The organism is Selenomonas ruminantium subsp. ruminantium ATCC 12561 (genome assembly GCF_000424065.1).
Classification (GTDB): Bacteria; Bacillota; Negativicutes; order Selenomonadales; family Selenomonadaceae; genus Selenomonas_A; species Selenomonas_A ruminantium.
The window spans coordinates 71,236-93,858 of the sequence record NZ_AUJE01000006.1; the positions used below are offsets into that span (position 1 = coordinate 71,236).

Below are 22,623 nucleotides of genomic sequence, written 5' to 3' on the forward strand. Positions count from 1 at the left end.
TGCCGATTCAATCTCCTGTGGGTTGACACGGACGCATCTGGAAAGATAGCCCAACCTGCATAAATCGAACAGCTGGAAATGAGAAGATGGAAGACAGACTTTCTAACGGACATGTAAGTCCTGGGACAATACCGTCTACTCCATTACCTCACTATTTTACCAGCTTAGACAACAAGGTGGTTAGGAACGGTAGCTACCCGTTACTAATCCATAACTATATTGTAGGAGGACAATATAAAGGGCGTAACGTTGTGGAAAGATACTTTCAAAAGCTAAAATATTATCGCCGAATCGCAACACGCTACGATAAATTGGCTTGCGTTTACCAAGCCTTTATATACATTGCATCAGTTTTGATAAAAATAGGAAACCAGACAAGAGAAAGCACTCTAAAGACAATGTGTGCCATAAATGTAAAAAAGTTTATTGGCAGGTTTTTCAACACACCCTAATAAAATGGAAGCATTTTTTATGACAAAAATAATGAGTCAAGATAAAAGGTTATTTGACCATTTATCTTGACTCGTTAGGTAATCAGCGGATTTGCTGAGCTAGTTCTGCGACACGTTCGGGGCTGAGATTAGTGTAGGTGATGATTTTTTCGATCGGTTCATTGAAGCGCAGCATTTTCATAGCTGTATCTGTTGCCATTTCATTACGACCAGTTGCTATGCCTTCGGCGCGTCCTTCGGCGCGTCCTTCATCCTGAAGTGTTTGCATTATTTTACACATGGTGTTAACCCCCTCTTTTTTATGCTTGAAAAAGTCGGCACGTTCAGCCAGTTCTAGATAGTGCATTTTGGCTGGGTCATGGCAGAAGAAGTCTTGCATGAGCAGACCAAATGCATCCGTGCCCCTGTAAGCACCATTTACATATGCCGTATGAGCGGCATCGTCAAAGGGCTGATTTACTTCTTTGATGATGTGGTCAATGTGGTACATGGGACACATTTTGCCGAAGATATCATTTTCGGTGATAAAGATAACCCAGACTTCGGGGAAGTCCTTGTACTTAGTGCCTTTGTTGATTTCCCGTGAATCGATAAGGCTGTGATTGAAGCGGGCACGTTTGGGATTAGCACCTTCGTCGGCACGCTGAATTTCCACGTTGTAGATTTTGCCGGTACTGTCTACAGCAATAACATCGAATCTTGCGCTGCGCCCATAAAGATTTTGCGCAGAACGCTGAGTGACAACTTCTTTCACAATGATGTCATCACGGTTGAAGAAAACACGGAGCAATAGTTGCATACATGTATTACTGCCGTCAAAACAGACATCGAAGAAAGTATCGTCAATTAAGCGGAATTGTTCAATGAGTTCCAGATACTTCTTGGGCGGATCGAATTCGAGCATGCCCATATCACATCATCCTTTCTATACATTATAACATGGGATGGGGTTGATAAGAACACTATTCTGAAAATATTTGTTTTCATGGATAGTATAACATAAATTTGAATTTTTGTACATTGAGAATGGATTCTACTGTTGGAGGTATGTATATGTATGATTATTTAATTGTAGGTAGCGGTCTGTTTGGTGCTGTATTTGCTTATGAAGCAAAAAAGGCTGGCAAATCTGTGTTGGTGCTTGAGCGCCGCAATCATGTTGGCGGCAATATTTATTGTGAGGAAAAGGACGGCATCAATGTGCACAAGTATGGTGCCCATATTTTCCATACGTCCTATAAGGATGTGTGGGAGTATGTGAATCAGTTTGTGGAATTCAATAACTATGTGAATTCGCCGGTGGCCAATTACAAGGGAGAACTATACAATCTTCCGTTTAATATGAACACCTTTGCCAAACTTTGGGGGATTGTAACACCGGCTGAGGCTGCGGCCAAGATTGCAGAGCAGCGTACGGCAATCAAGGGCGAACCGCATAATCTGGAAGAACAGGCGATATCGCTTGTGGGTACGGATATCTATACGAAGCTCATTAAAGGCTACACAGAAAAGCAGTGGGGGCGCAGTTGTACGGAACTGCCGGCGTTTATCATCAAGCGTCTGCCGGTGCGTTATACCTTTGACAATAACTATTTCAATGACCGCTATCAAGGGATTCCGGTTGGGGGCTATAACAAGTTGATTGATGCTCTCCTTGATGGGATTGAGGTACGTACTGGCGTAGATTATAATGAATCCCGCCCTGAATATGAAGGAATGGCACGTAAGGTCGTTTATACCGGCCCTGTGGATGCATATTTTGCTTACAAACTTGGACAGCTGGAATATCGTGGCCTGCGTTTTAAGACAGAACGGCTGGAAAAAGTCAATCATCAGGGCGTAGCCGTTATGAACTATACGGAACGCGAAATCCCTTATACCCGTGTGATTGAGCATAAGCACTTTGAGTTTGGCACGCAGCCGGTTACCTATATAACAAAGGAATATCCGGCAGATTGGCAGCCGGGAGAGGAAGCATACTATCCGGTGAACAATGAGCGCAATCAGAAGTTGTACCAGCAGTATGCAGAACTGGCCGCCAAGGAAGAAAATGTAATTTTCGGTGGGCGTTTGGCTGAATATAAGTATTATGACATGGATGATGTGATAAAAAGTGCCTTAGAGTGTGCAGGCAGAGAATTGCAGTAATTAAGAATTATGGGGGATAATCATGTTTAACATATTAAGGCCAGTAGTGCAGGAAATGCGCCCATGGCAATGGACGAAAAATATGCTGGTTTACGCAGCCTTGCTGTTTAGTGGAACTTTGTTTGCTGAAGATAAGTTTATATTAACTACTGCAGCGTTTATGGCTTTTTGCCTGGCTAGTAGTGGTGTATATTTTGTTAATGATATTGCTGATGTAGAGAAAGACAGACTGAATCCAAAAAAATGTAAACGTCCTATAGCAGCAGGGAAAATCAACATACCTGTAGCGTATTTTTTAGCGGTAATTTTATTTGCTGGAGGATGTTTGATTTCTTATGCTCTAAATGAAAATTGTTTTTTTCTTTTGGCAGCATATATATTGATAAATATTGGCTACACTTTTCGCCTAAAACATGTGGTTATAATTGATGTTATGATTATTGCTGCGGGCTTTGTTTTACGTGCGATAATGGGAGCAGTGGTAATTGGGCTGAATATGACGATATGGTTTTTACTGTGTGTTATGTTTTTATCCTTGTTCTTGGCATTGGGAAAAAGAAGGCACGAATTAGCTGCAGTGGAAGATAGTTCACTGGTTGAGGGACGCAAAGTTTTGCAATTTTATAGCCTTGAACTCATTGATCAGCTTATGACTATTGTAACGGCTGCGTTGTTGATATGCTATGCGTTATTTACGGTGGATAGCAACACCCAAAATCATGAGAGTATGGTAATAACCATACCGCTTGCATTGTATGGAATGTTTTATTACCTGTATGTTGTACGTGTAAAAAATGGTGGCGGCGCACCAGATGAAGCCTTATATAAGGAAAAACCAATTTTAATGATTGTCTTATTGTATTTTATAAGTATTGTTTTTATTCGTAATATGTGATGGTAAAACTATGAATTTGATTAATTTTATCCTTATATTGGTAAGTGTTTTGTTAAATTCTGCAGCCCAGCTATTGCTAAAACAGGGAATGAATCTTATTGGAAGTGTTCCTCTAGATGCTGGTAGTGTAATGCTCATGATTTTTAAGGCTGCTATAAATCCATATATATTGGTGGGGATTATTTGTTATGTAGCTAGCTTTCCTTTATGGCTGGTAGTATTATCAAAGGTGGAGGTTAGTGTTGCTTTTCCGTTTTTAAGCTTAGGATATATTGTTGCAGCTTTTGTGGGATATTTCTTTATGGGAGAAACATTAAGTGCTTATAAAATAGCAGGAATTTTAACTATTTGTTTAGGCATAGGCTTTATGTTTAAAGCATAGGAGAGATATAATGATATACATTTTTATGCCATTTATTGCCTGGGTAACAGCTGGCGGTATAAAATTTGCGATTAATTTTTTTCGCTTTGGCAGACAAGCTAAAAAAATGATTGGGTATGGAGGCTTTCCTAGTACACATACAACAATTATGTCATCTGTTGTTTTTCTGACGGGATTTAAGGAAGGTTTTTGTACACCTTTATTTTCATTAGGCTTGGGCGCGTTATTGATTTTAATCATAGATGCGCATGGTTTGAGACGTAAGGTAGGGGAACAGGCAAAAATATTAAATACAATACAGAAAAAACAAGTATTAAGGGAACGTATGGGGCATAGTTGGTTAGAGATTTGTGGTGGCTTAGTGCTTGGGGGATTATTGGCCTGTGGTGCAGAGGTTTTAACAGGAGGGTTTTAAGGGTGGATGTGAAAGAAAAATTAGGAAAAAGCGAATATATTATAGCTTTATATTTACTTTACGCAGTATGGCTTATATATAATATCTCCTTTATTACACCTATGGCAGATGATTGGCGTTGTGCGGCAGCTCCTTATCACAATGACGGTACATGGTATCGTGTATTGCCGTTTACATTTGGGAATCCTTTCTGGAGACCTTTTGAGGGACTTTTGGGATATTTTTTAGGTGAAAATCCTTTTTTGTTTCCATATCTTAATCAGGGATTGGTTGTTATTGGTCACTTATTGTTGATGGTTTTATTGTATAATGGATTAAAACAATATACGGGTAACAATAATGCTGCGTTAGGTGCAACCGCTATTTTTGCGTTATCACCAGCTACAGTAGGAACGACGTCACAAATGGATGCAATTAATCAATGCTGGACGTTGTTATGTGGCGTCATAGCGACGAAATTGTTTATAGAAGGGAATTATTATGGTAAAAAGAAGTATATAATGTTTTATCTCTTTTTCGCTATGTGTGCTGTTTTATTCAAAGAGAATGGTATTTGTTGGTTTTTGGTTCCTGTATTTTTGTGTATAATCAATGACTATATTAGTGGGGAAAATAGAATTTGGCATTTATTAAAAGGATATAAAGAGAAGATAGTATTAGGTATAGTAGGCTCTATAGCATATTTTGTTATTAGATTTTCCCTTCAAGGGAGTATTTCCTTGGGGGGAGGTGGTCGTTACGCCGTGCAAGTTTCAGTTATAGATATTATTAAAAATAATATAATTATATTTGGTTCATCAATGACAACGATAGATAGCTTGGCTGTGTTTATGAAGCCACATTCATGGGGGATTATAGTAATTACAACTATCGTGACAATTTTATCATGGAAATATCTTATAGAGGCGATTATAAAGTTCAAACGAGAATATAATCTAATGACGATAATATTGCTGTTTCTAGTTGCTATTTATATTAATCTGCCATTGACTATCATGCCACATGTATCAGAAATGAGTGCGTATCAAGCGGTTTTTGTATTTGCTTTTTTTATTGGAATGGTCTGGAAATATGTTCAAATTGATAAATGGTCGAAATTAACATTGGGAATGCTGTTGATATGCATGCTTTCTGTTAGTACACATAAATTTATGGTAACACAAGCTTATGCGGAAAACGTGCGGATTGGCAAACAGCAATATCAGGATTGTTTTATAAATATACCTCGAACTGTTTTAATATTTTACGTTGATGATGTTCCGCTAGAATATTCCACTTATATGCAACCATTGGGACATGGATTGGAACAGGGACGTGCTTTTCGTAGTGATTGGAATTGGCTGGATTTAGATAAGAATGGGAAAATTATCTATTGTAAATCTGTTGATGAAATAGATTATGAAATTAATAATTATGATGAGTATGATACTGTGTTTATACAATATCAATCGGGAAGAGTCGTATTATTAAGAAATTGATTTTATAAAAACATAAAATTGAATCTTATGAGGAGATAGATTATCATGTTTTATAAAGTTCGGAAAGCAGTAATTCCAGCGGCTGGTTTTGGCACAAGGTTTTTACCGGCTACTAAAGCTACGCCAAAAGAAATGTTGCCGATTGTGGATAAGCCGACGATTCAATATATCGTGGAGGAAGCACTGGCCAGTGGAATTGAGGAAATCCTGATTATCAGCGGCCATGCCAAGCGGGCGATTGAAGACCATTTTGATTCGGCACCAGCTTTGGAAATGGAACTGGAGCGTAAAGGGAAAGACGCATTATTGCAGGTCGTGCGGGAAACGGCAGCCATTAAGATTCATTACATCCGCCAGCGGGAAATGAAGGGATTAGGGGATGCTATTCTGTGCGCCAAGGCATTTATGGAAGGGGAACCCTTTGCTGTGCTGCTCGGGGATGATGTGGTCTATAACGAATCGGGCAGACCGGCACTGCGCCAGTTGATAGACGTTTATGAAGCAACTGGTGGTTCGGTGCTTGGCTGTCAGACGGTGCCGCAGGAAAAGGTTTCTTCCTATGGCATTGTGGATGGTTCTGCAACAGATAATCCGCGTATGCTTAAGGTGCTGGATATGGTGGAGAAGCCGACTGTAGAGGAAGCGCCCAGCCGGATGGCGGTATTGGGGCGTTATGTGATTACGCCGCAGATATTCTCCATTTTGGAAAATACCCTGCCGGGCAAGGGCGGTGAGATTCAGCTTACCGATGCCCTGCGGGTACTGGCACATCGTGAACCGGTTTATGCCTATGATTTCGAGGGCATCCGTTATGATGTAGGTGACAAGCTGGGCTTCCTGAAGGCTACAGTAGAATATGCTTTGCGTCGTCCAGATTTGGGACTAAGTTTTAAGAAATATCTTCAGGAACTCGATGTAGAAGACTAAAATCGAATCATGCTTATTAATTTTGCGAGTCGATTTGACTCGTCAAATGGCATTTGCAGACAATTCAATGTCATCAAGGAGTTGATAATTTCAATGAGACCAAAGATAAAAAAGGGGATTGTTCTGGCTGGTGGCTCAGGAACGCGTTTATATCCTTTGACAAAGGTAGTCTCCAAGCAACTGATGCCTGTCTACGACAAACCAATGATTTATTATCCACTGAGCACGTTGATGTTAGCGGGTATCAAGGACATCTTGATTATCACCACACCTCAGGACAATGAATCCTTTAAGAAATTGCTCGGAGATGGCAGTCAGCTGGGAATCAACATATCCTATGCTGTACAGCCTAGTCCGGACGGCTTGGCGCAGGCGTTTATCATTGGTGAGAAATTTATCAATGGGGAAGGCTGTGCGTTGGTGCTAGGAGATAATATTTACTATGGCTCGGATTTGGCACAGTCAGTACAGCGTGCCGCAGCAATGGAAGATGGTGCTACGGTCTTTGCTTATTATGTGTCCGACCCGGAACGCTATGGCGTAGTGGAGTTTGATGAACATGGCCACGCGTTGAGTTTGAAAGAAAAACCAGCACAGCCCAAGTCTAATTATGCGGTAACTGGTCTGTATTTTTACGACAAGGATATTGTCGATGTAGCAAAATCCATCAAACCTTCGGCTCGTGGTGAACTGGAAATCACGGATGTTAACAAGGTTTATCTGGAACGCGGCAAGTTGCAGGTGGAGAAGATGCGCCGCGGCTATGCATGGCTGGACACTGGCACGCATGAATCTTTGCTGGATGCGGCATCTTTTGTACGGACGATTCAGGCGCGGCAGGGGTTGAAGATTGCCTGTCTTGAGGAAATTGCTTATCGTATGGGCTATATTGATGCGGCACAGGTGGAGCGCTTGGCGCAGCCTTTGCTGAAGAATGAATATGGCAAATATCTTATCCGCATGATTCGGGAATAAAGGAGTTTTTGGTGGGCATGAAAGTTATTGAAACAAGTATACCGGGTGTGCTGATTATTGAGACGGATGTGTTTGGTGACCATCGCGGTTATTTTACGGAAACGTACAACAAGCCAAAGTATGAAGCGTTGGGCATTACGAATGATTTTGTGCAGGACAATATGAGTTTTTCGGCACAGAAAGGGACGTTGCGCGGCCTGCATTGGCAGAATCCGCCTTATGCGCAGGCGAAATTGGTTTCCTGCTCCAAGGGCAGAGTTATCGATGTGGCAGTGGATATCCGTAAGGGCAGCCCGACTTTTGGAAAATGGGTATCCGTAGAACTCAGTGCAGAAAATCATCGTCAGTTCCTGATTCCGCGTGGCTTTGCGCATGGTTTCCTGACGTTGACGGACGAGGTGGAATTTCGCTATAAATGCGATAATGTCTACAACAAAGCCTCGGAAGGCGGCATGCGTTATGATGCGCCGGAGGTAAATGTGGACTGGGGCTCTTTGTTGGCTGGCATTGACCCCGTGCTCAGTGAGAAAGATACGACCGGTCCGACTTTGTCCGACAGTGATAATCAGTTTGTATATGGGGAGAATTGTTGATATGAAAATTGTTGTAACAGGCGGTGCCGGTTTTATCGGTGGAAACTTTGTTTATTATATGCTGAAAAAACGTCCGGAAGATACGATTATCTGCCTGGATAAGTTGACCTATGCGGGTAATATGGAAACCATGGCTGAGGCTATGAAAAATGATCGGTTTATGTTTGTACGCGCAGATATCGCTGACCGCAAAGCGGTATATGAGCTGTTTGAAACGGAAAAGCCGGATGTTATCGTTAACTTTGCGGCGGAATCGCATGTAGACCGTTCGATTGAAAATCCGGAGATTTTCCTGCAGACCAATGTTATTGGCACGAGTGTACTGCTCGATGCCTGCCGCAAGTATGGGATTAAGCGGTATCATCAGGTTTCTACGGATGAAGTCTATGGTGATTTGCCGCTCGATAGACCGGATTTGTTCTTTACGGAGACAACGAATCTGCATACGTCCAGCCCGTATTCGGCATCCAAGGCTTCGGCGGATTTGTTGGTGATGGCTTATCACCGTACCTACAAGGTGCCGGTAACGATTTCCCGCTGCTCGAATAACTACGGCCCCTTCCATTTCCCGGAGAAGCTGATTCCTCTGATGATTATCAATGCGTTGGCGGATAAGAAGCTGCCGGTATATGGTGACGGCCTCAATGTTCGTGATTGGCTCTATGTGGAAGACCACTGTGCGGCCATCAATCTTATTTTAGAGAAGGGCAAAGTCGGTGAGGTTTATAACATTGGCGGCCATAATGAACGGGCTAATATCGATGTGGTCAAGACAATCCTCAAACAGCTGGGCAAGGGTGAAGATTTGATTGAATACGTTGGTGACCGCAAAGGCCATGACCGCCGTTACGCCATTGATCCGACTAAGATTCACAATGAACTGGGCTGGCTGCCGGAAACGAAATTCGAAGATGGCATAAAGGCTACGGTACAGTGGTATTTGGATAATCGCCAGTGGTGGGAGAACATCATCAGTGGTGATTACCAGGATTATTATGAACGTATGTATGGAATGGATTCCGAAAAATAAAGGTAAACGGAACACCACCTGAGGTATCCCATATACGAAAAGAACCTAGGATGATAATATTTTCTTATGGTAAAATTAGTATATATATGATAAAATGTTAGTCGTAAGTTGATTTATTCACATATTTTTAACTGCATAAGAGGGAACAGGTGCAAGCCGGCGCACATCCGGCTGCTGAAAAGAGAAGCTGGTTAAAGGCCAGCACGGTCCCGCCACTGTAAGGGGAGCGAACCTGCATAGTTAAGTCACTGGAAGTTATGCTTTTGGGAAGGCGCAGGCAAGCGATGAACCGAGTCAGGAGAACTGCCTGTTTGACAATCACCGTAGCAGCTGTTGGGAGGCTGCTGAACCTGCGAGCGATGGGAAGGGGATTTCGTCTGTTGAGATGGAAGCATCTTTCTGCGCTTTTTTGCAGAGAGGTGCTTTTTCTTATGCAGGGGAGTATTTAGGGAGGTTTTTTATTTATGAAAAACTGGCAGAAAATGTTAGCAGCAGCTATTGCCTGCGGGGCAGCGTTCTCCGCAAGCTATGTACCGGCAGAAGCAGCTTATCAGCTCAATGAGGAAGTCAAGGCTCCGACCAAGGCACTCAAGCAGGCTTCGGAAATCGGTGTGCTGAAGAATGAAAACCCGGCTATGGCTAACCTGGCCAACAAGGATGCCATTGTGGTGATGACCTTTGGTACGACGTTCAAGGATACCCGCGCTAAGACCATTGATGCTACGGTAAAGGCAATTCAGGCTAAGCATCCGAATACCAAGGTGGTAACGGCTTATACTTCCCATATCATCATTGATCGTGTAAAGAAGAACGAAGGCATCAGCTACCCGACGCCGGAAGAAGCTTTGGAACAGCTGAAAAAAGAAGGCTACACCCGCGTAGCTTTGGCAACGCTGGATGTAATTCCGGGCATGGAATACAATTATGACCTGGGTGTATACCACAATTACAAAGACCAGTTCAAGAAGATGACGCTGGGCACTTCCCTGATGTACTGGCAAGGGCAGGAAGAACAGGCTGACGATGTCGCAGAGACCATCAAGGCGCTGTCCACCCAGTTCCCCAAGCAGGGCAAGGAAGATGCTATCCTGATTATGGCTCATGGCACGCCGCAGGTTTCCAACGCTTACTATTCTGTAATTCAGGCTAAACTCGACGAAGCTGGTTACAAGAATGTTTACGTTTACACGGTAGAAGGCTGGCCGAACCTTGAAACGGTTATGCCGAAGCTCCAGAAGAACGGTATCAAGCATGTTACGCTCATGCCGATGATGATGGTTGCCGGTGACCATGCCAACAACGATATGGCTGGTGCTGAGGAAGATTCCCATAAATCCATTCTGGAAAAGGCTGGCTACAAGGTTGATGCCTACATTCATGGTATTGGCGAAAACAAGGCCATCCGTGACCTCTATGTAAAACGGGCTGAAGATGCCTGGAACGCTCTCGAAAAATAAGATTTTACCATATTCATCTATTTTTATCTATATTCATCGCTGTGTTAAGCCGTCTGCCCCGCCTGAACGTTTGGGGCGGGCGGCTTAAACATACTTAGGATTATTTGACAGGTGCTAGTCAGCATAGTATGATAGGCTAAGTAACTATTATATGGAGGTTTTGATTCATGAGTGGAATCTTTTATGGTATCGGCGTAGGCCCTGGCGACCCGGAACTTTTGACGGTAAAGGCAATCAAGGCCATTGAAAAGGTCGATGTGCTGATTGCGCCTAAGACGGAGAAGAAGGACGGCAGTGTGGCGCTGACGGTGGCCAAACCCTATCTCAAAAAAGATGTGGAAATCGTCTATCAGGTATTCCCTATGGTGAAGGGCTTTGCGGAAAACAGCACCGATGCCTGGGAATCCAACAAGCAGGAGATTTTGGAACTGCTGCGGGCAGGCAAAAACGTAGCTTTCCTGACCATCGGCGACCCCATGTTCTACAGTACCTATATCTATGTGTTCCGCCTGCTCGAAAATGAAGGCGTGGACATTCAGACCATTCCCGGCATTCCGGCTTTCGCCGCTATTGGCAGCCAGCTGGGCTATCCGATTGTGGAAGGGGACGATGTGCTCTCGATTATTCCGGCTACAGCCAGTCCGGAAAAGGTGGAAAAGGCCATGCAGGCAGCGGATAATGTGGTGCTCATGAAGGTCTACAAGAACTTCGAGGAAGTAGCCGATATGCTGGATAAGAATGAAATGGCTGAACAGGCGGTACTCGTAAGCCGTGCTGGACTCGATGATGAGAAAATCATCTACAATGTTCTGGCGCATAAGAAGGACAAGCTGAACTATCTCTCCACGATTTTGACGCGTAAAAAATAATAGGGGATGATATTATGAAGCGTCAGCTAAGTGTATTGCTGGCAGCTATGCTCGCAATGGTCATGCTGTTGGCTGGCTGCGGGCAGGAAAAGCCACAGGCGACTGATTCTGCGAACTTTGCTGTGGTGACGGATGATTTAGGCCGCACCGTGGAACTCAAGGCAAAGCCTGCCCGTATCGTGGTGACTTCTGCATCTTTTTTGGAACCTTTGGAAGCTGTGGGTGGTGCTGATTTAGTAGTGGGCCGTCCTGATTCTAAGACGAAGATGCCGGATTATGCCAAAGATATTGCCAGTGTGGGCAAGGTTTATCAGATTGATACGGAAAAGGTACTGGCCTGCCAGCCGGATTTGGTCATCATCAACAAGGGCATGAATGAAAAGCTTGTAGATGCCATGGAGAAGAGCGGCATTAAGACGCTGGTGCTGGATATGAAAAGCTATGAGGATGTAAAGAGGGAAGTCGTGACACTTGCTGAAGTAACCGGCAGCCCGGAAAAAGGCCAGCAGCTGGTTAAGGATATGGACGATAAAATTGCTGCAGTTAAGAACAGCATGCCGCAAGGCACGCGGCAGATTTCCATTATCCACAGTACTAGTCAGGGGCTGACGGTTCAGCTCGATGGCAGTATCGCAGGCTCCGTGGCTAAGATGCTGGGCTGGGAAAATGTTGCCAGTGGCAGCAAGCCTCTGGAGAAGAACCCTGATGCCGCACCTTACAGCATGGAAACGCTCGTAGCGCAGAATCCGGAAATCATCTTTGTGACCAGTATGGGCAAGCTGGAAGCCATCAAGGCCAGCATGGAAGAAACCATGCAAGGCCCGGCCTGGCAGAGTATCCCTGCCGTGAAGAACAAGCAGGTTTATTATCTGCCGCAGGAACTATTCCTGCTCAGCCCCGGTATTCACTATCCTGAGGCAGTGGCCACAATGGCTAAATGTGTTTATCCGGACGTGAAGTAAAGGACAAAATAATGGAACATGCAGATTTTTCTGCAGGCAGGAAACGGCGGACGCTGATGCTCATAGCGTTGGCCGCTTTTGCCTGTTTAGGGTTACTGATCAGTGTTGGGAAAGGGTCTGTGGATATTCCACTGGCGGAGATAACCGGTTTTCTGCTCGGGGCAGGCAATAGCCCGCATGGGCAGATTATCTATAATATCCGTCTGCCCCGCAGTATTGTGGCAGCATTGGTGGGGATAAATCTTGCTCTTTCCGGAGTGATTTTGCAGGCGGTGATGAAAAATCCGCTGGCAGACCCGCATATTATCGGTATATCTTCCGGGGCCGGGCTGCTGGGGATTCTCGTTATGCTGGCTTTCCCAGGTTTTGGTTATCTGGTGACGCCGGCTGCCTTTGTCGGCGCTATGGGTGCGGCCCTGCTTATTTACATATTGGCCTGGAAAAATGGGATTCGCCCTATTCGAATAATTTTGGCTGGTGTGGCCGTGTCGGCGTTTTTGAGTGCGGGAATTTCAGCACTGTTAATTTTCTATAGTGACCGTGTACATAGTGCTTTGATGTGGATGGTGGGCGGCCTGTCGGCCCGCAGCTGGCCACAGGTGGAAATGCTCTGGCCTTATACGTTACTCTGTACTGTGCTGGCACTGTTTGCTGCGCGGCATTTGAATATTCTGCAGCTGGGTGATGAACTGGCCAAGGGATTAGGCTTGCGGGTGGGATTGACGAGAATCCTGCTGTCGGCACTTGCGGCCTTACTTGCTGCCAGCGCGGTGTCCGTGGTGGGGCTGCTGGGCTTTGTGGGGCTTATCGTACCGCATACGGCACGGCTTCTGGTCGGCTCGGATTATCGTGTGCTGCTGCCTGCGACGCTTTTGCTCGGGGCAGGCACCGTGACATTCTGTGATACCATTGCCCGTACCATCGTAGCGCCTGTGGAACTGCCGGTGGGGATTATCATGGCAGTGATGGGAGCGCCCTTTTTCCTGTATCTCTTAAGGAGGGAGTTATGATGGAACTGGAAGTGCGTGCGCTGAAGGTTGCTATCGATGGCAAGGAAATTCTCCATGGCATATCAGCAGCATTTTCTGCTGGTCGTCGTACAGCCATCATCGGCCCGAATGGGGCAGGTAAGTCCACCCTGCTCAAGGCTTTGGCGGCAATCAATACCGATTATGAGGGTGAAGTTTTGCTGGCTGGTCAGGAAATCCGGACAATGGGTCGCAAGGAGATCGCCAAAAAAATCGGCATTCTGCCGCAAGGCGCTGCAGCTCCGCCGGATACTACAGTGCATCAGTTGGTAGACTATGGCAGATTTCCTTATCGCGGCTTATTTTCCCGTGATGCGAAGGCAGACCGGGAAGTGGTGGAATGGGCCATGACGGCTACCCATGTGGAGCAGCTAGCTAATCGACAGGTACAGACCTTATCCGGAGGGGAGCGGCAAAGGGTATTCCTCGCTATGGTGCTTGCCCAGCAACCGGAGATACTCTTGCTCGATGAACCGACTACTTATCTGGACATTGCCCATCAATTAGAGGTGATGGAGATTGTGGAGCGGCTGAATCGCGATTACCATATGACCATCATCATGGTGTTGCACGATATCAATCATGCCCTGCAATATGCCGATGAAATCATCATTGTAAAAGATGGTGCGCTAAAAGCACAGGGCTTGCCGGCTGAAGTAATGACGGTGGACAGCCTGGCTGCAACCTTCGGGGTAAAGGCCGATATTTTTGTCAACAGTCAGGGGAAAAAGGTGCTGTCACCAATAGAATTAGTCAAATAAAACAGCAGGCGGCTGGCTGGTCATTCGACCGGTCAGCCGCCTGCTGTTTAAATCATTTTTTCTACCTGCTCCTTGGGGATAAGGCCGATGGATTCACTGACTTTTTCGCCATTTTTGAATACCAGTAATGTTGGTATGCTCATGATGCCGAATTGGGCAGAGAGTTCCTGCTGTTCGTCTACATTGATCTTGCCGACTTTGATGTTGGGATTTTCATTTGCTACTTCATCGACAATCGGGGAGAGCATCCGGCAGGGGCCGCACCAGTCTGCCCAAAAGTCGACGAGTACAGTGCCTTTATAATCCAGCACTTCGGATTTGAAATTATCTTTGGTAATGATTGTTGTTGCCATTTTTATATTCCTCCTGCGTGAACGGTTTTCTTATTGCCTTTATTATAGCAGGGGAGGGGTAGCTTTTATGTGACTCGCTCACAGTGGATTTTTGGGCAGCAAAAAAGCCAGCAACCGAAGTTACTGGCTTGACCTTTCAATGGTCGGGATGACAGGATTCGAACCTGCGGCCTCTTCGTCCCGAACGAAGCGCGCTACCAAACTGTGCCACATCCCGCAATCACAAGAAATATTATACGCATTTAACCTGTGATTGTCAACACTTTTTTTTAAGATTTTTGAAAAAGAAGCGAAAAAGTTATTGAAAGGTTATTTGCGATGGTTTTTGAGGAAGTTTTCAATGCGGTTGAGGGCTTCCGAAATCTTGTCGATGGCCGTTGCATAGGAACAGCGTACATGTCCTTCACCGCAGGCACCAAAGGCGCTGCCGGGGACGAGGGCTACATGCTCGGTGGTGAGCAGTTTTTCGGCGAACTCGTCGGAGGTGTAGCCTGTGGATTTGATGGAGGGGAAGATGTAGAAAGCGCCTTTCGGCTCAAAGCATTCTAGCCCCATCTTGGTCAGACCGTCATAAATCAGACGGCGGCGGCGGTCATATTCGGCCACCATTTTCTTCATGTACTTTTCGCCATGGCGCAGGGCTTCTACGGCTGCAACCTGAGCCGTGATGGGCGCACAGAGCATAGTGTACTGATGGATCTTGGTCATGGCGGCAATCACTGTGGGATTGCCCAGGGCATAGCCGATGCGCCAGCCGGTCATGGCATAGGCTTTGGAAAAGCCGTTTAGGAGAATAGTGCGGTCCTTCATGCGGGGCAGGGAGGAGAAGCACACATGTTCTTCATCACCATAGGTCAAATCGCCATAGATTTCATCGGAAATCACGATGAGGTCGTGTTTTTCAGCAAAATCGGCAATGGCTTCCAAATCCTTGCGGGTCATAATGGCACCGGTGGGGTTGTTGGGATAGCCAATCAGCAGGGCTTTGGTTTTGCCGGTGACATGTTCTTCAAGCTCTGCCGGGGTGATGCGGAATTCGTTCTCGATTTTTGCCGGTACTGCCACGGGCACGCCGCCTGCCAAAATCGTGCAGGCCTGATAGGATACGTAGCAGGGTTCGGGAATCAGTACTTCATCACCGGGAGCGAGAATAGCGCGCATAGCGATATCTAATGCTTCACTGACACCGACAGTGACCAGGACTTCGGTGTTTGGTTCATAATCTACAGCATAACGGCGCTGGAAGAGGTTTACGATTTCCTGACGCAGCTCCGGCATACCACGGTTGGCGGTATAGGATGTGTAGCCCTGCTCCAGTCCATATACGCAGCTTTCGCGGATGGACCAGGGAGTGACGAAGTCCGGCTCGCCGACGCCGAGGGAGATAACATCGTCCATCTGGGCGGCAATGTCGAAGAATTTGCGGATGCCGGACGGGGCAATGGCGTTGACGCCGGGGGAGAGTCGTTTATCCCAGTTCATCGTATCGGCCATCAGGGGGACACCACCAATCTGCGGTCACGTTCTTCATCGTTGATGATGACGCCGTCTTTTTTGTAAGGTTTCAGCATGAAGTGGCTGCGGGTGGCCGTAACGCCCTCGATGGTGGCTAGTCGCGTGGCAACGAAGTTGGCTACATCGTTGAGGGACTTTCCTTCAATAATAACCAGAAGGTCAAAGCTGCCGCTCATGAGGTAGACGGTGCGTACTTCATCGAAGCGGTAAATGCGCTCGGCAATGGCATCAAAGCCAACTTCCCGCTGGGGAGTCAGGTTGATTTCGATAATGGCCGTTACGGTTTCATCACCGAATTTTTCCCAGTTGATCAATGTATTATAGGAAAGAATTATCTTGTTCTTCTCTAAATCCTTGATGTTCTTTTCGACTTCATACTCACTGCGTTTGAGCATAGATGCCAGCTCGCCTACAGGACGGCGTGCATCATGTTCCAGTAGTTCCAATAGTTCTCTCATGTATAAACCCCTTTCCATTGAATCATATGCAACAATTATATCATAATTCCTTGCATAATACAGCCGTTTTAGGTAAAATGTGTATGGAAGATATTTTTCTTTACAATGTATGATAGGGAGAGGGTTGCGTAATGATTATCGGCAGTATGGATACATTAGATGAAAATCATGTAGATTATCCGGCGATTATCAAGAAAGCGCTTGACTTTTTGCGAAGCAATGATTTTACGCAGATGGAGGATGGGAAGTACCCCATTGAAGGCGATAAATGTTTTGCCAATGTGCAGCGTTATCTTACTCGTCCGGAGGAAGACTGCAAACCGGAAACCCATTGTAAATATGTAGACATTCAGTTTATGGCTGAAGGTGAGGAGTTTATGGGATGGTGCCCATTAAGCCCTGACCTTGAGGAATGTGCTCCCTATGATGCTGAGCGTGATGTGACGTTTTATAAGGCCCTGGTTCCCGATAGCAGCATTGTGCTGTCGCCGGGGTGTTTTGCCGTGCTTTATCCTGAGGACGTTCACCGTCCGCAGGCGGCAGTAAATGGTGTGTCCGGCAAGGTGACGAAGGTTGTCGTTAAGGTGGCCGTTGACAGTTTGTGATATACAGGCATAGAGACCCTGATGGTATGGGTCTCTATGCCTGTTTGTCTATATAGCTTTATGTACTTATTATTTAGTGTCTGGAGGAAAAGAGAATTCATGACTGTAAGAAGAATTTTCGTGGAAAAGCGACAGGGGTATTTTGATATTCCCGCTCAGCAGCTGTGTGATGACCTTAAGGAGACATTTCGCCTGGACGAATTGAAAGCCGTCCGCATTATCCGGCGTTATGACATTGAGGGGCTTAGCGATGAGGAATATGCTGCGGTGAAGAATGTCGTTTTCTCCGAACCGCCGGTAGATGTTGTCTATGAGGAAAAGCTGCCCAAATTCACCAATTCCCGGGTTTTTGCTGTGGAATTCTTGCCGGGGCAGTATGATCAGACAGCGGATTCAGCTGCGCAGTGCGTGCAGCTGATCACGCAGAAGGAGCGTCCGGAAATCCGCGCAGCCAAGGTCATTGTCATTGTGGGCAATATTGATATGGAGACCTTTGAGAAAATCAAGGCTTATTGCATCAATAAGGTGGAAAGCCGGGAAGCAAGTCTCGCCAAACCGGAAACACTGGTCAGTGAATATGAAGAACCTGCTGATGTTGAAGTGCTGGAAACCTTCAACAGCTTGGATGCTGAATCTTTGCAGGATTTTTGGCAGTCCCATGGTTTTGCGATGAGCCTTGCGGATATGGCTTTTTGCCAGATCTATTTCCGGGATACGGAAAAGCGTCCTCCAACCATTACGGAATTAAGAGTTATTGACACGTATTGGTCTGATCATTGCCGTCATACAACGTTCACTACAGCAGTGGATGAGGTAAGTATTGAAGATGGCTATTATAAGCCCAGCATAGCTAAGGCTTATGATAAATACCTGCAGGACCGGGAAAAACTCTATGCCGGAGAAAATCGTGATGTTACGCTGATGGATATTGCCGTTATCGGCATGAAGGCCCTGCGCAAGGAAGGCAAACTGGACGATCTGGATAAGTCTGAAGAAATCAATGCTTGCAGTATTGTGGTCGAGGCGGATATCAATGGTAAGCCTGAGGAATGGCTGGTGATGTTCAAGAATGAGACGCACAATCACCCCACGGAAATTGAGCCTTTTGGCGGGGCAGCTACCTGTCTGGGCGGCGCTATCCGTGACCCGCTGTCTGGCCGTTCCTATGTCTATCAGGCTATGCGCGTGACTGGTGCGGCTGACCCGCGCCGCCTGTTGAAGGATACCCTGCCGGGAAAACTGCCGCAGAAGAAGATTACCCTGGGGGCTGCAGCAGGTTACAGCTCTTACGGCAACCAGATTGGTCTTGCTACAGGGCAGGTACGGGAAGTATACCATGAAGGTTACATGGCAAAGCGCATGGAAATCGGTGCGGTTATCGCGGCTGCACCCAAGGAAAATGTGGTGCGTGAGGTTCCTGCCGCTGGCGATATTGTGGTATTGGTCGGCGGCCGTACGGGTCGTGATGGCTGCGGCGGTGCAACGGGCTCTTCCAAGGAACATACGGAAGAATCTTTGACTTCCTGCGGTGCTGAAGTACAGAAGGGCAATCCGCCTACGGAGCGCAAGATTCAGCGGCTGTTCCGCAATCCTGTGGTCAGCCGTATGATCAAGCGGTGCAATGACTTTGGTGCTGGCGGTGTAGCGGTAGCTATCGGGGAATTGGCTCCGGGGCTTACCATCAATCTGGATGCAGTAAAGAAGAAGTACAAGGGACTTGATGGTACGGAACTGGCTATCTCCGAATCGCAGGAACGTATGGCCGTGGTTATCCGTCCTGAGCATTTGGAAAAATTTGCCAGACTGGCTGGTGAAGAAAATCTTGAGGCAACCAAGGTGGCTGTTATTACCGCAGAACCGCGTCTTATTATGAAGTGGCGGGGCAAGGCGATTGTGCAGATGAACCGGAAATTCCTGGATACCAATGGTGTACGTCAGCATGTAAAGGCAAAGATAACCTGCCCCGATGAATACAGCCGTTATCTGCGGCAGATGCCTGCTGCTATTGGTGTAGAGAAGAAGAGCTTGGAGCAAAGCTGGCTGGCCAATCTCAAGGATTTGAATGTTTGCAGCCAAAAGGGGCTGGCGGAGCGTTTTGACTCGACTATTGGCGGCAATACGGTTTTGATGCCTTTCGGTGGCCGTCGTCAGCTGACACCGGCGGAGGGCATGGTTGCCAAACTGCCCGTGGAAGGTGCAGAAACCACGACGGCAACGGCAATGACCTTTGGCCTGAATCCGGCGCTGACGGAATGGAGCCCGTTCCATGGTGCACTCTATGCCGTGGTGGAAGCTGCGGCCAAGATGGTAGCCTTAGGCGGCCGAGCAGATAAGATTCGCCTGACCTTCCAGGAATATTTCGAGAGTCTGGGCAAGGATGAAGAAAAATGGGGCAAGCCTTTTGCCGCACTCTTGGGGGCGCTTTGGGCACAGCATGAACTGGAAATTCCAGCCATTGGCGGCAAGGATTCCATGTCAGGAACTTTTGAGGATATTCATGTGCCGCCAACGCTGGCAGCCTTTGCGGTTACGACGATGAAAGCCGCAGATGCCGTTTCCCCGGAATTCAAATATCCCGGCAACAAGGTCTATTTGGTACCGGCTGTTAAGGACGAACAGGATTTGCCTGATTTTGCCAAGCTGCGGAAAAACTGGTCTTTGGTTACGGATTTGATCGAGAAACATCGTGTATTTGCTGCACAGAGTATCGGTGTGGGCGGTATCGCGGCGGCAGTATCCAAGATGGTTCTGGGAAATGGCGTTGGCTTTAAGTTCACGCAGCCCATGAAAAAGGAACAGCTCTTTGTTCCCGACTATGGTGCTTTGCTACTGGAGGTTGCTGAGTCTGAGAAATTGGATGAACTGCTGAAGAGTGCTGGCTGCCATTTGCTTGGTGAAACCACTGCTGGCCCTAGCGTAGTCTGCGATGAAACGGTTATCATGCTGGCCGATATTGAAACGGCATATACCCAGCCTTTGGAGAAGATTTTCCCCACGCAGGTGAAACAGTACAGCAAAGACCGGGCCATTGATATGACCTATAAGCAGGGCAATGTGATCAAGAATCAGATAAAAATTGCCAGACCCAAGGTGTTTATTCCGGTATTCCCGGGAACGAACTGTGAATACGATTCTGCACGTGCCTGGCAGCGGGCTGGTGCAGAGGCGGAAACATTGGTAGTCCGAAATCTTACGCCGAGCGCCGTTGAAGAATCGGTGGAAGCCATTGTCAAGGGCATCAAGAAAGCCAATATCATCATGCTGCCGGGGGGGTTCAGCGGCGGCGATGAACCGGACGGTTCCGGCAAGTTTATTGCGGCTATGTTCCGCAACCCACGCATCAAGGAGGAAGTGCATAAACTGCTCTTTAAACGGGATGGTTTGATGCTCGGTATCTGCAACGGATTCCAGGCTTTAATCAAACTGGGACTTGTTCCATACGGAGAAATTCGTGATTTGGTAGACAGTTCGCCAACTTTGACGTATAATAACATAGGTAGGCATGTTTCCTGCATGGTCAAGACCAAAGTGGTATCCAATCAGTCGCCCTGGTTCAACAACGTAGAGGTAGGCGATATTCATACCATTGCGGTTTCCCATGGTGAGGGACGTTTCGTGGCGGACAAGGAAATCCTTGCCCGGATGCGGGTGCGTGGTCAGATTGCTACGCAGTATGTGGATGACAACGAGAACCCGTCCCTGTATATTCCCTTTAATCCCAACGGTTCGGTGAGCGCGGTTGAGGGCATTACGAGTCCGGATGGTCGTGTACTCGGCAAGATGGGCCATTCGGAGCGCATCGGCAAAAATGTTGCCTGCAACGTGCCGGGCGAAAAAGACCAGCAGTTATTTGAAGCTGGCGTAGCTTATTACAGTTGATTATTAAATAAATAACAGGTATGCGGTCGGTCTATTTATAGCTGACCGCATTTACCTATTGAATAGGAGGTATTCATTTTGGTAGGGATTGTTGTGGTATCCCATAATGCCAAATTAGCAGAGGGCATTAAAGAAATGGCTGAGATGATGGCGCATGGCGTGCAGATTGCCGTGGCAGGAGGCCTGGATGGCGGCATCATGGGTACAAGTTATGAGAAAATCAGTGAAGCCGTGGAATTCGTCTGTGGCCGTGATGGGGCTGTCGTGATTATGGACATGGGCAGCGCGATTATGACGACGGAGCTCGTGTTGGAAAATCTCAAAGATGATGCTGTGCGCATGGCGGACTGCCCGCTTTTGGAAGGTACCATGCGGGCGGCTGTAGTAGCGGCCAATGGCGGCAGTTTGGAAGAAGTGGTCGAGGCTGCGGAATCGACCTGCGGTCAGAAGAAGTTAGCGTGACTTAGTTACGGCCAAGTATTGACAGGTCATCTATAATATTTAATAGAAAGCCATTTTCAATAGGAGGCTGGTATTATTCTGTTCAAAACGTTAACCAAAGAGGACAAAAATTTATTAGATAAGTATTATCGCGGCGGTTATTATGAAAACTCTCATTTTAACTTTACGAATCTCTTCATGTGGCGCAAGCCCTATCATGTGCAGATTTGTGAAGAAGAGGGCGTACTTTACCTGACCTGTGAATGGGATGGTGTATTGCAGGCACTGCAGCCGGTCTGTCCGCAGGAGAAGTGGAATGAGGCGGTAGAGAAGCTGCGTGCATATTTTGCGCAACAGGAAAAAACGCTGCTGTTCACCGGTGTGGAGAAGAATTTTGCCGATTTTTTGGCAGAAGCGTATGCCGGACAGTTTGCAATTGAGTCTGACCGGGATAATTATGATTATGTGTATTTGGCAGATAAGCTGATAACCCTTGCCGGACGCAAGCTGCATTCCAAGAAAAATCATTTGAATGCCTTTCGCAAGTTGTATCCGGAAGCGGAATATATGCAGATAACGCCGGAAATCCTGCCTGCCTGCCGCGCTGAGCTGGAAAAATGGTATGCCTCGCATATCGAAGCCATGCCGGATTCGCAGTTTATTCCCTGGGAACGGGATGCAATCTTGGAGCTTTTTGCGGATTGGGATTATTTCCAGCTCAAGGGTGGGGCTATCTGCTTAGATGGCCGTATCATTGCCTTTACCTTCGGTGAACAGCTCAACAGCGATTCTGTGGTAGTACATGTAGAAAAAGCTGACCCCAATATCCGGGGCGCATATCCGGCCATCAATCAGGGCTTTATTGAGCATGAATGGAGCGGCATGACCTATATCAACCGCGAGGAGGATATGGGGGAGGAAGGGCTGCGGAAGGCCAAGGAATCTTACAAGCCGGAGAAGATGATTGAAAAGTATAATGCGAAACTAATCGCAGGTTAAT

Annotated in this window: 21 protein-coding genes, 1 tRNA gene, 2 pseudogenes and 1 riboswitch; of the genes and pseudogenes, 19 read left to right on the plus strand and 5 right to left on the minus strand. The window is 46.6% G+C overall.

Translation table 11 applies throughout. From position 1 onward, the window contains the following. Positions 1–263 precede the first annotated feature (263 nt). Positions 264–359 (plus strand): annotated as a pseudogene (locus tag G598_RS20425) (IS5-like element ISLpl3 family transposase); the annotation flags it as partial. A 175-nt stretch (positions 360–534) separates the two neighbouring features. Here the strand turns inward: G598_RS20425 and G598_RS0104345 are convergent. Then, positions 535–1,356, minus strand: a complete 822-nt coding sequence (locus G598_RS0104345) for a PD-(D/E)XK nuclease family transposase (protein ID WP_245582756.1) — start codon at positions 1,354–1,356, stop codon at positions 535–537. 149 nt (positions 1,357–1,505) lie between these two features. Here G598_RS0104345 and glf point away from each other — a divergent pair, with 149 nt between their 5' ends. From glf to G598_RS0104415, 14 genes are all read left to right on the plus strand, one after another. Next, the gene (gene glf, locus G598_RS0104350; protein ID WP_026765900.1) at positions 1,506–2,600 is read left to right on the plus strand and encodes a UDP-galactopyranose mutase; all 1,095 of its coding nucleotides are present in this window, start codon (positions 1,506–1,508) and stop codon (positions 2,598–2,600) included. Between the two features lie 22 nt (positions 2,601–2,622). After that, a complete protein-coding gene (locus G598_RS0104355) occupies positions 2,623–3,495 on the plus strand; it encodes a decaprenyl-phosphate phosphoribosyltransferase (protein ID WP_051179937.1) in 873 nt (290 codons plus the stop codon). Positions 3,496–3,505: 10 nt separating this feature from the next. Continuing rightward, on the plus strand, positions 3,506–3,877 hold the full coding sequence (locus G598_RS0104360) for an EamA family transporter (protein WP_026765902.1): 372 nt from the start codon (positions 3,506–3,508) through the stop codon (positions 3,875–3,877). A 10-nt stretch (positions 3,878–3,887) separates the two neighbouring features. After that, positions 3,888–4,292, plus strand: coding sequence for a divergent PAP2 family protein (locus G598_RS0104365; protein WP_026765903.1), 405 nt, complete (start codon positions 3,888–3,890; stop codon positions 4,290–4,292). 2 nt (positions 4,293–4,294) lie between these two features. Continuing rightward, positions 4,295–5,770, plus strand: a complete 1,476-nt coding sequence (locus G598_RS0104370; protein WP_026765904.1) for a hypothetical protein — start codon at positions 4,295–4,297, stop codon at positions 5,768–5,770. 45 nt (positions 5,771–5,815) lie between these two features. Further along, the gene (galU, locus tag G598_RS0104375; RefSeq protein WP_037363226.1) at positions 5,816–6,697 is read left to right on the plus strand and encodes a UTP--glucose-1-phosphate uridylyltransferase GalU; all 882 of its coding nucleotides are present in this window, start codon (positions 5,816–5,818) and stop codon (positions 6,695–6,697) included. Positions 6,698–6,790: 93 nt separating this feature from the next. Then, positions 6,791–7,672, plus strand: a complete 882-nt coding sequence (rfbA, locus tag G598_RS0104380; RefSeq protein WP_026765906.1) for a glucose-1-phosphate thymidylyltransferase RfbA — start codon at positions 6,791–6,793, stop codon at positions 7,670–7,672. Between the two features lie 17 nt (positions 7,673–7,689). After that, entirely contained in the window at positions 7,690–8,265 is a 576-nt protein-coding gene (rfbC, locus tag G598_RS0104385) for a dTDP-4-dehydrorhamnose 3,5-epimerase (protein WP_026765907.1), read from the plus strand. A gap of 1 nt (position 8,266) precedes the next feature. Beyond that, on the plus strand, positions 8,267–9,295 hold the full coding sequence (gene rfbB, locus G598_RS0104390; protein WP_026765908.1) for a dTDP-glucose 4,6-dehydratase: 1,029 nt from the start codon (positions 8,267–8,269) through the stop codon (positions 9,293–9,295). Between the two features lie 130 nt (positions 9,296–9,425). Beyond that, positions 9,426–9,620: riboswitch (cobalamin riboswitch) on the plus strand. Between the two features lie 139 nt (positions 9,621–9,759). Beyond that, entirely contained in the window at positions 9,760–10,752 is a 993-nt protein-coding gene (locus tag G598_RS0104395; RefSeq protein ID WP_026765909.1) for a sirohydrochlorin cobaltochelatase, read from the plus strand. 167 nt (positions 10,753–10,919) lie between these two features. Then, positions 10,920–11,621, plus strand: a complete 702-nt coding sequence (gene cobI, locus G598_RS0104400; RefSeq protein ID WP_026765910.1) for a precorrin-2 C(20)-methyltransferase — start codon at positions 10,920–10,922, stop codon at positions 11,619–11,621. Positions 11,622–11,635: 14 nt separating this feature from the next. Continuing rightward, positions 11,636–12,583, plus strand: a complete 948-nt coding sequence (locus G598_RS0104405; protein ID WP_026765911.1) for an ABC transporter substrate-binding protein — start codon at positions 11,636–11,638, stop codon at positions 12,581–12,583. Positions 12,584–12,639: 56 nt separating this feature from the next. Beyond that, positions 12,640–13,593, plus strand: coding sequence for a FecCD family ABC transporter permease (locus G598_RS0104410; RefSeq protein ID WP_102012083.1), 954 nt, complete (start codon positions 12,640–12,642; stop codon positions 13,591–13,593). After that, a complete protein-coding gene (locus G598_RS0104415; RefSeq protein ID WP_026765913.1) occupies positions 13,593–14,372 on the plus strand; it encodes an ABC transporter ATP-binding protein in 780 nt (259 codons plus the stop codon). Before G598_RS0104410 ends, G598_RS0104415 begins: the two co-directional genes overlap by 1 nt. A gap of 47 nt (positions 14,373–14,419) precedes the next feature. On the opposite strand, the pseudogene trxA reads toward G598_RS0104415, so the two are convergent. The 4 genes and pseudogenes from trxA to G598_RS0104435 form a co-directional block, all read right to left on the minus strand. Further along, positions 14,420–14,740: pseudogene (trxA, locus tag G598_RS0104420) on the minus strand (thioredoxin); the annotation flags it as partial. Between the two features lie 125 nt (positions 14,741–14,865). Further along, positions 14,866–14,942, minus strand: a tRNA-Pro gene (locus G598_RS0104425). A 92-nt stretch (positions 14,943–15,034) separates the two neighbouring features. Next, positions 15,035–16,207 (minus strand): aminotransferase class I/II-fold pyridoxal phosphate-dependent enzyme, encoded by a 1,173-nt coding sequence (locus G598_RS0104430; protein ID WP_026765915.1) that lies wholly within the window; start codon positions 16,205–16,207, stop codon positions 15,035–15,037. 11 nt (positions 16,208–16,218) lie between these two features. Further along, positions 16,219–16,698: an Lrp/AsnC family transcriptional regulator gene (locus G598_RS0104435; RefSeq protein WP_026765916.1), complete on the minus strand. Its 480-nt coding sequence runs from the start codon at positions 16,696–16,698 to the stop codon at positions 16,219–16,221. A 131-nt stretch (positions 16,699–16,829) separates the two neighbouring features. Between G598_RS0104435 and G598_RS0104440 the strand changes: the two genes are divergently transcribed. From G598_RS0104440 to G598_RS0104455, 4 genes are all read left to right on the plus strand, one after another. Next, positions 16,830–17,303, plus strand: coding sequence for a NanQ anomerase/TabA/YiaL family protein (locus tag G598_RS0104440; RefSeq protein ID WP_026765917.1), 474 nt, complete (start codon positions 16,830–16,832; stop codon positions 17,301–17,303). A gap of 99 nt (positions 17,304–17,402) precedes the next feature. Then, a complete protein-coding gene (locus tag G598_RS0104445; RefSeq protein ID WP_026765918.1) occupies positions 17,403–21,182 on the plus strand; it encodes a phosphoribosylformylglycinamidine synthase in 3,780 nt (1,259 codons plus the stop codon). A gap of 78 nt (positions 21,183–21,260) precedes the next feature. Beyond that, complete coding sequence (gene dhaM / locus G598_RS0104450) at positions 21,261–21,644, plus strand: dihydroxyacetone kinase phosphoryl donor subunit DhaM (protein WP_026765919.1); 384 nt, start codon at positions 21,261–21,263, stop codon at positions 21,642–21,644. A gap of 72 nt (positions 21,645–21,716) precedes the next feature. Next, positions 21,717–22,622 (plus strand): DUF2156 domain-containing protein, encoded by a 906-nt coding sequence (locus G598_RS0104455; protein WP_026765920.1) that lies wholly within the window; start codon positions 21,717–21,719, stop codon positions 22,620–22,622. Position 22,623 lies beyond the last annotated feature (1 nt).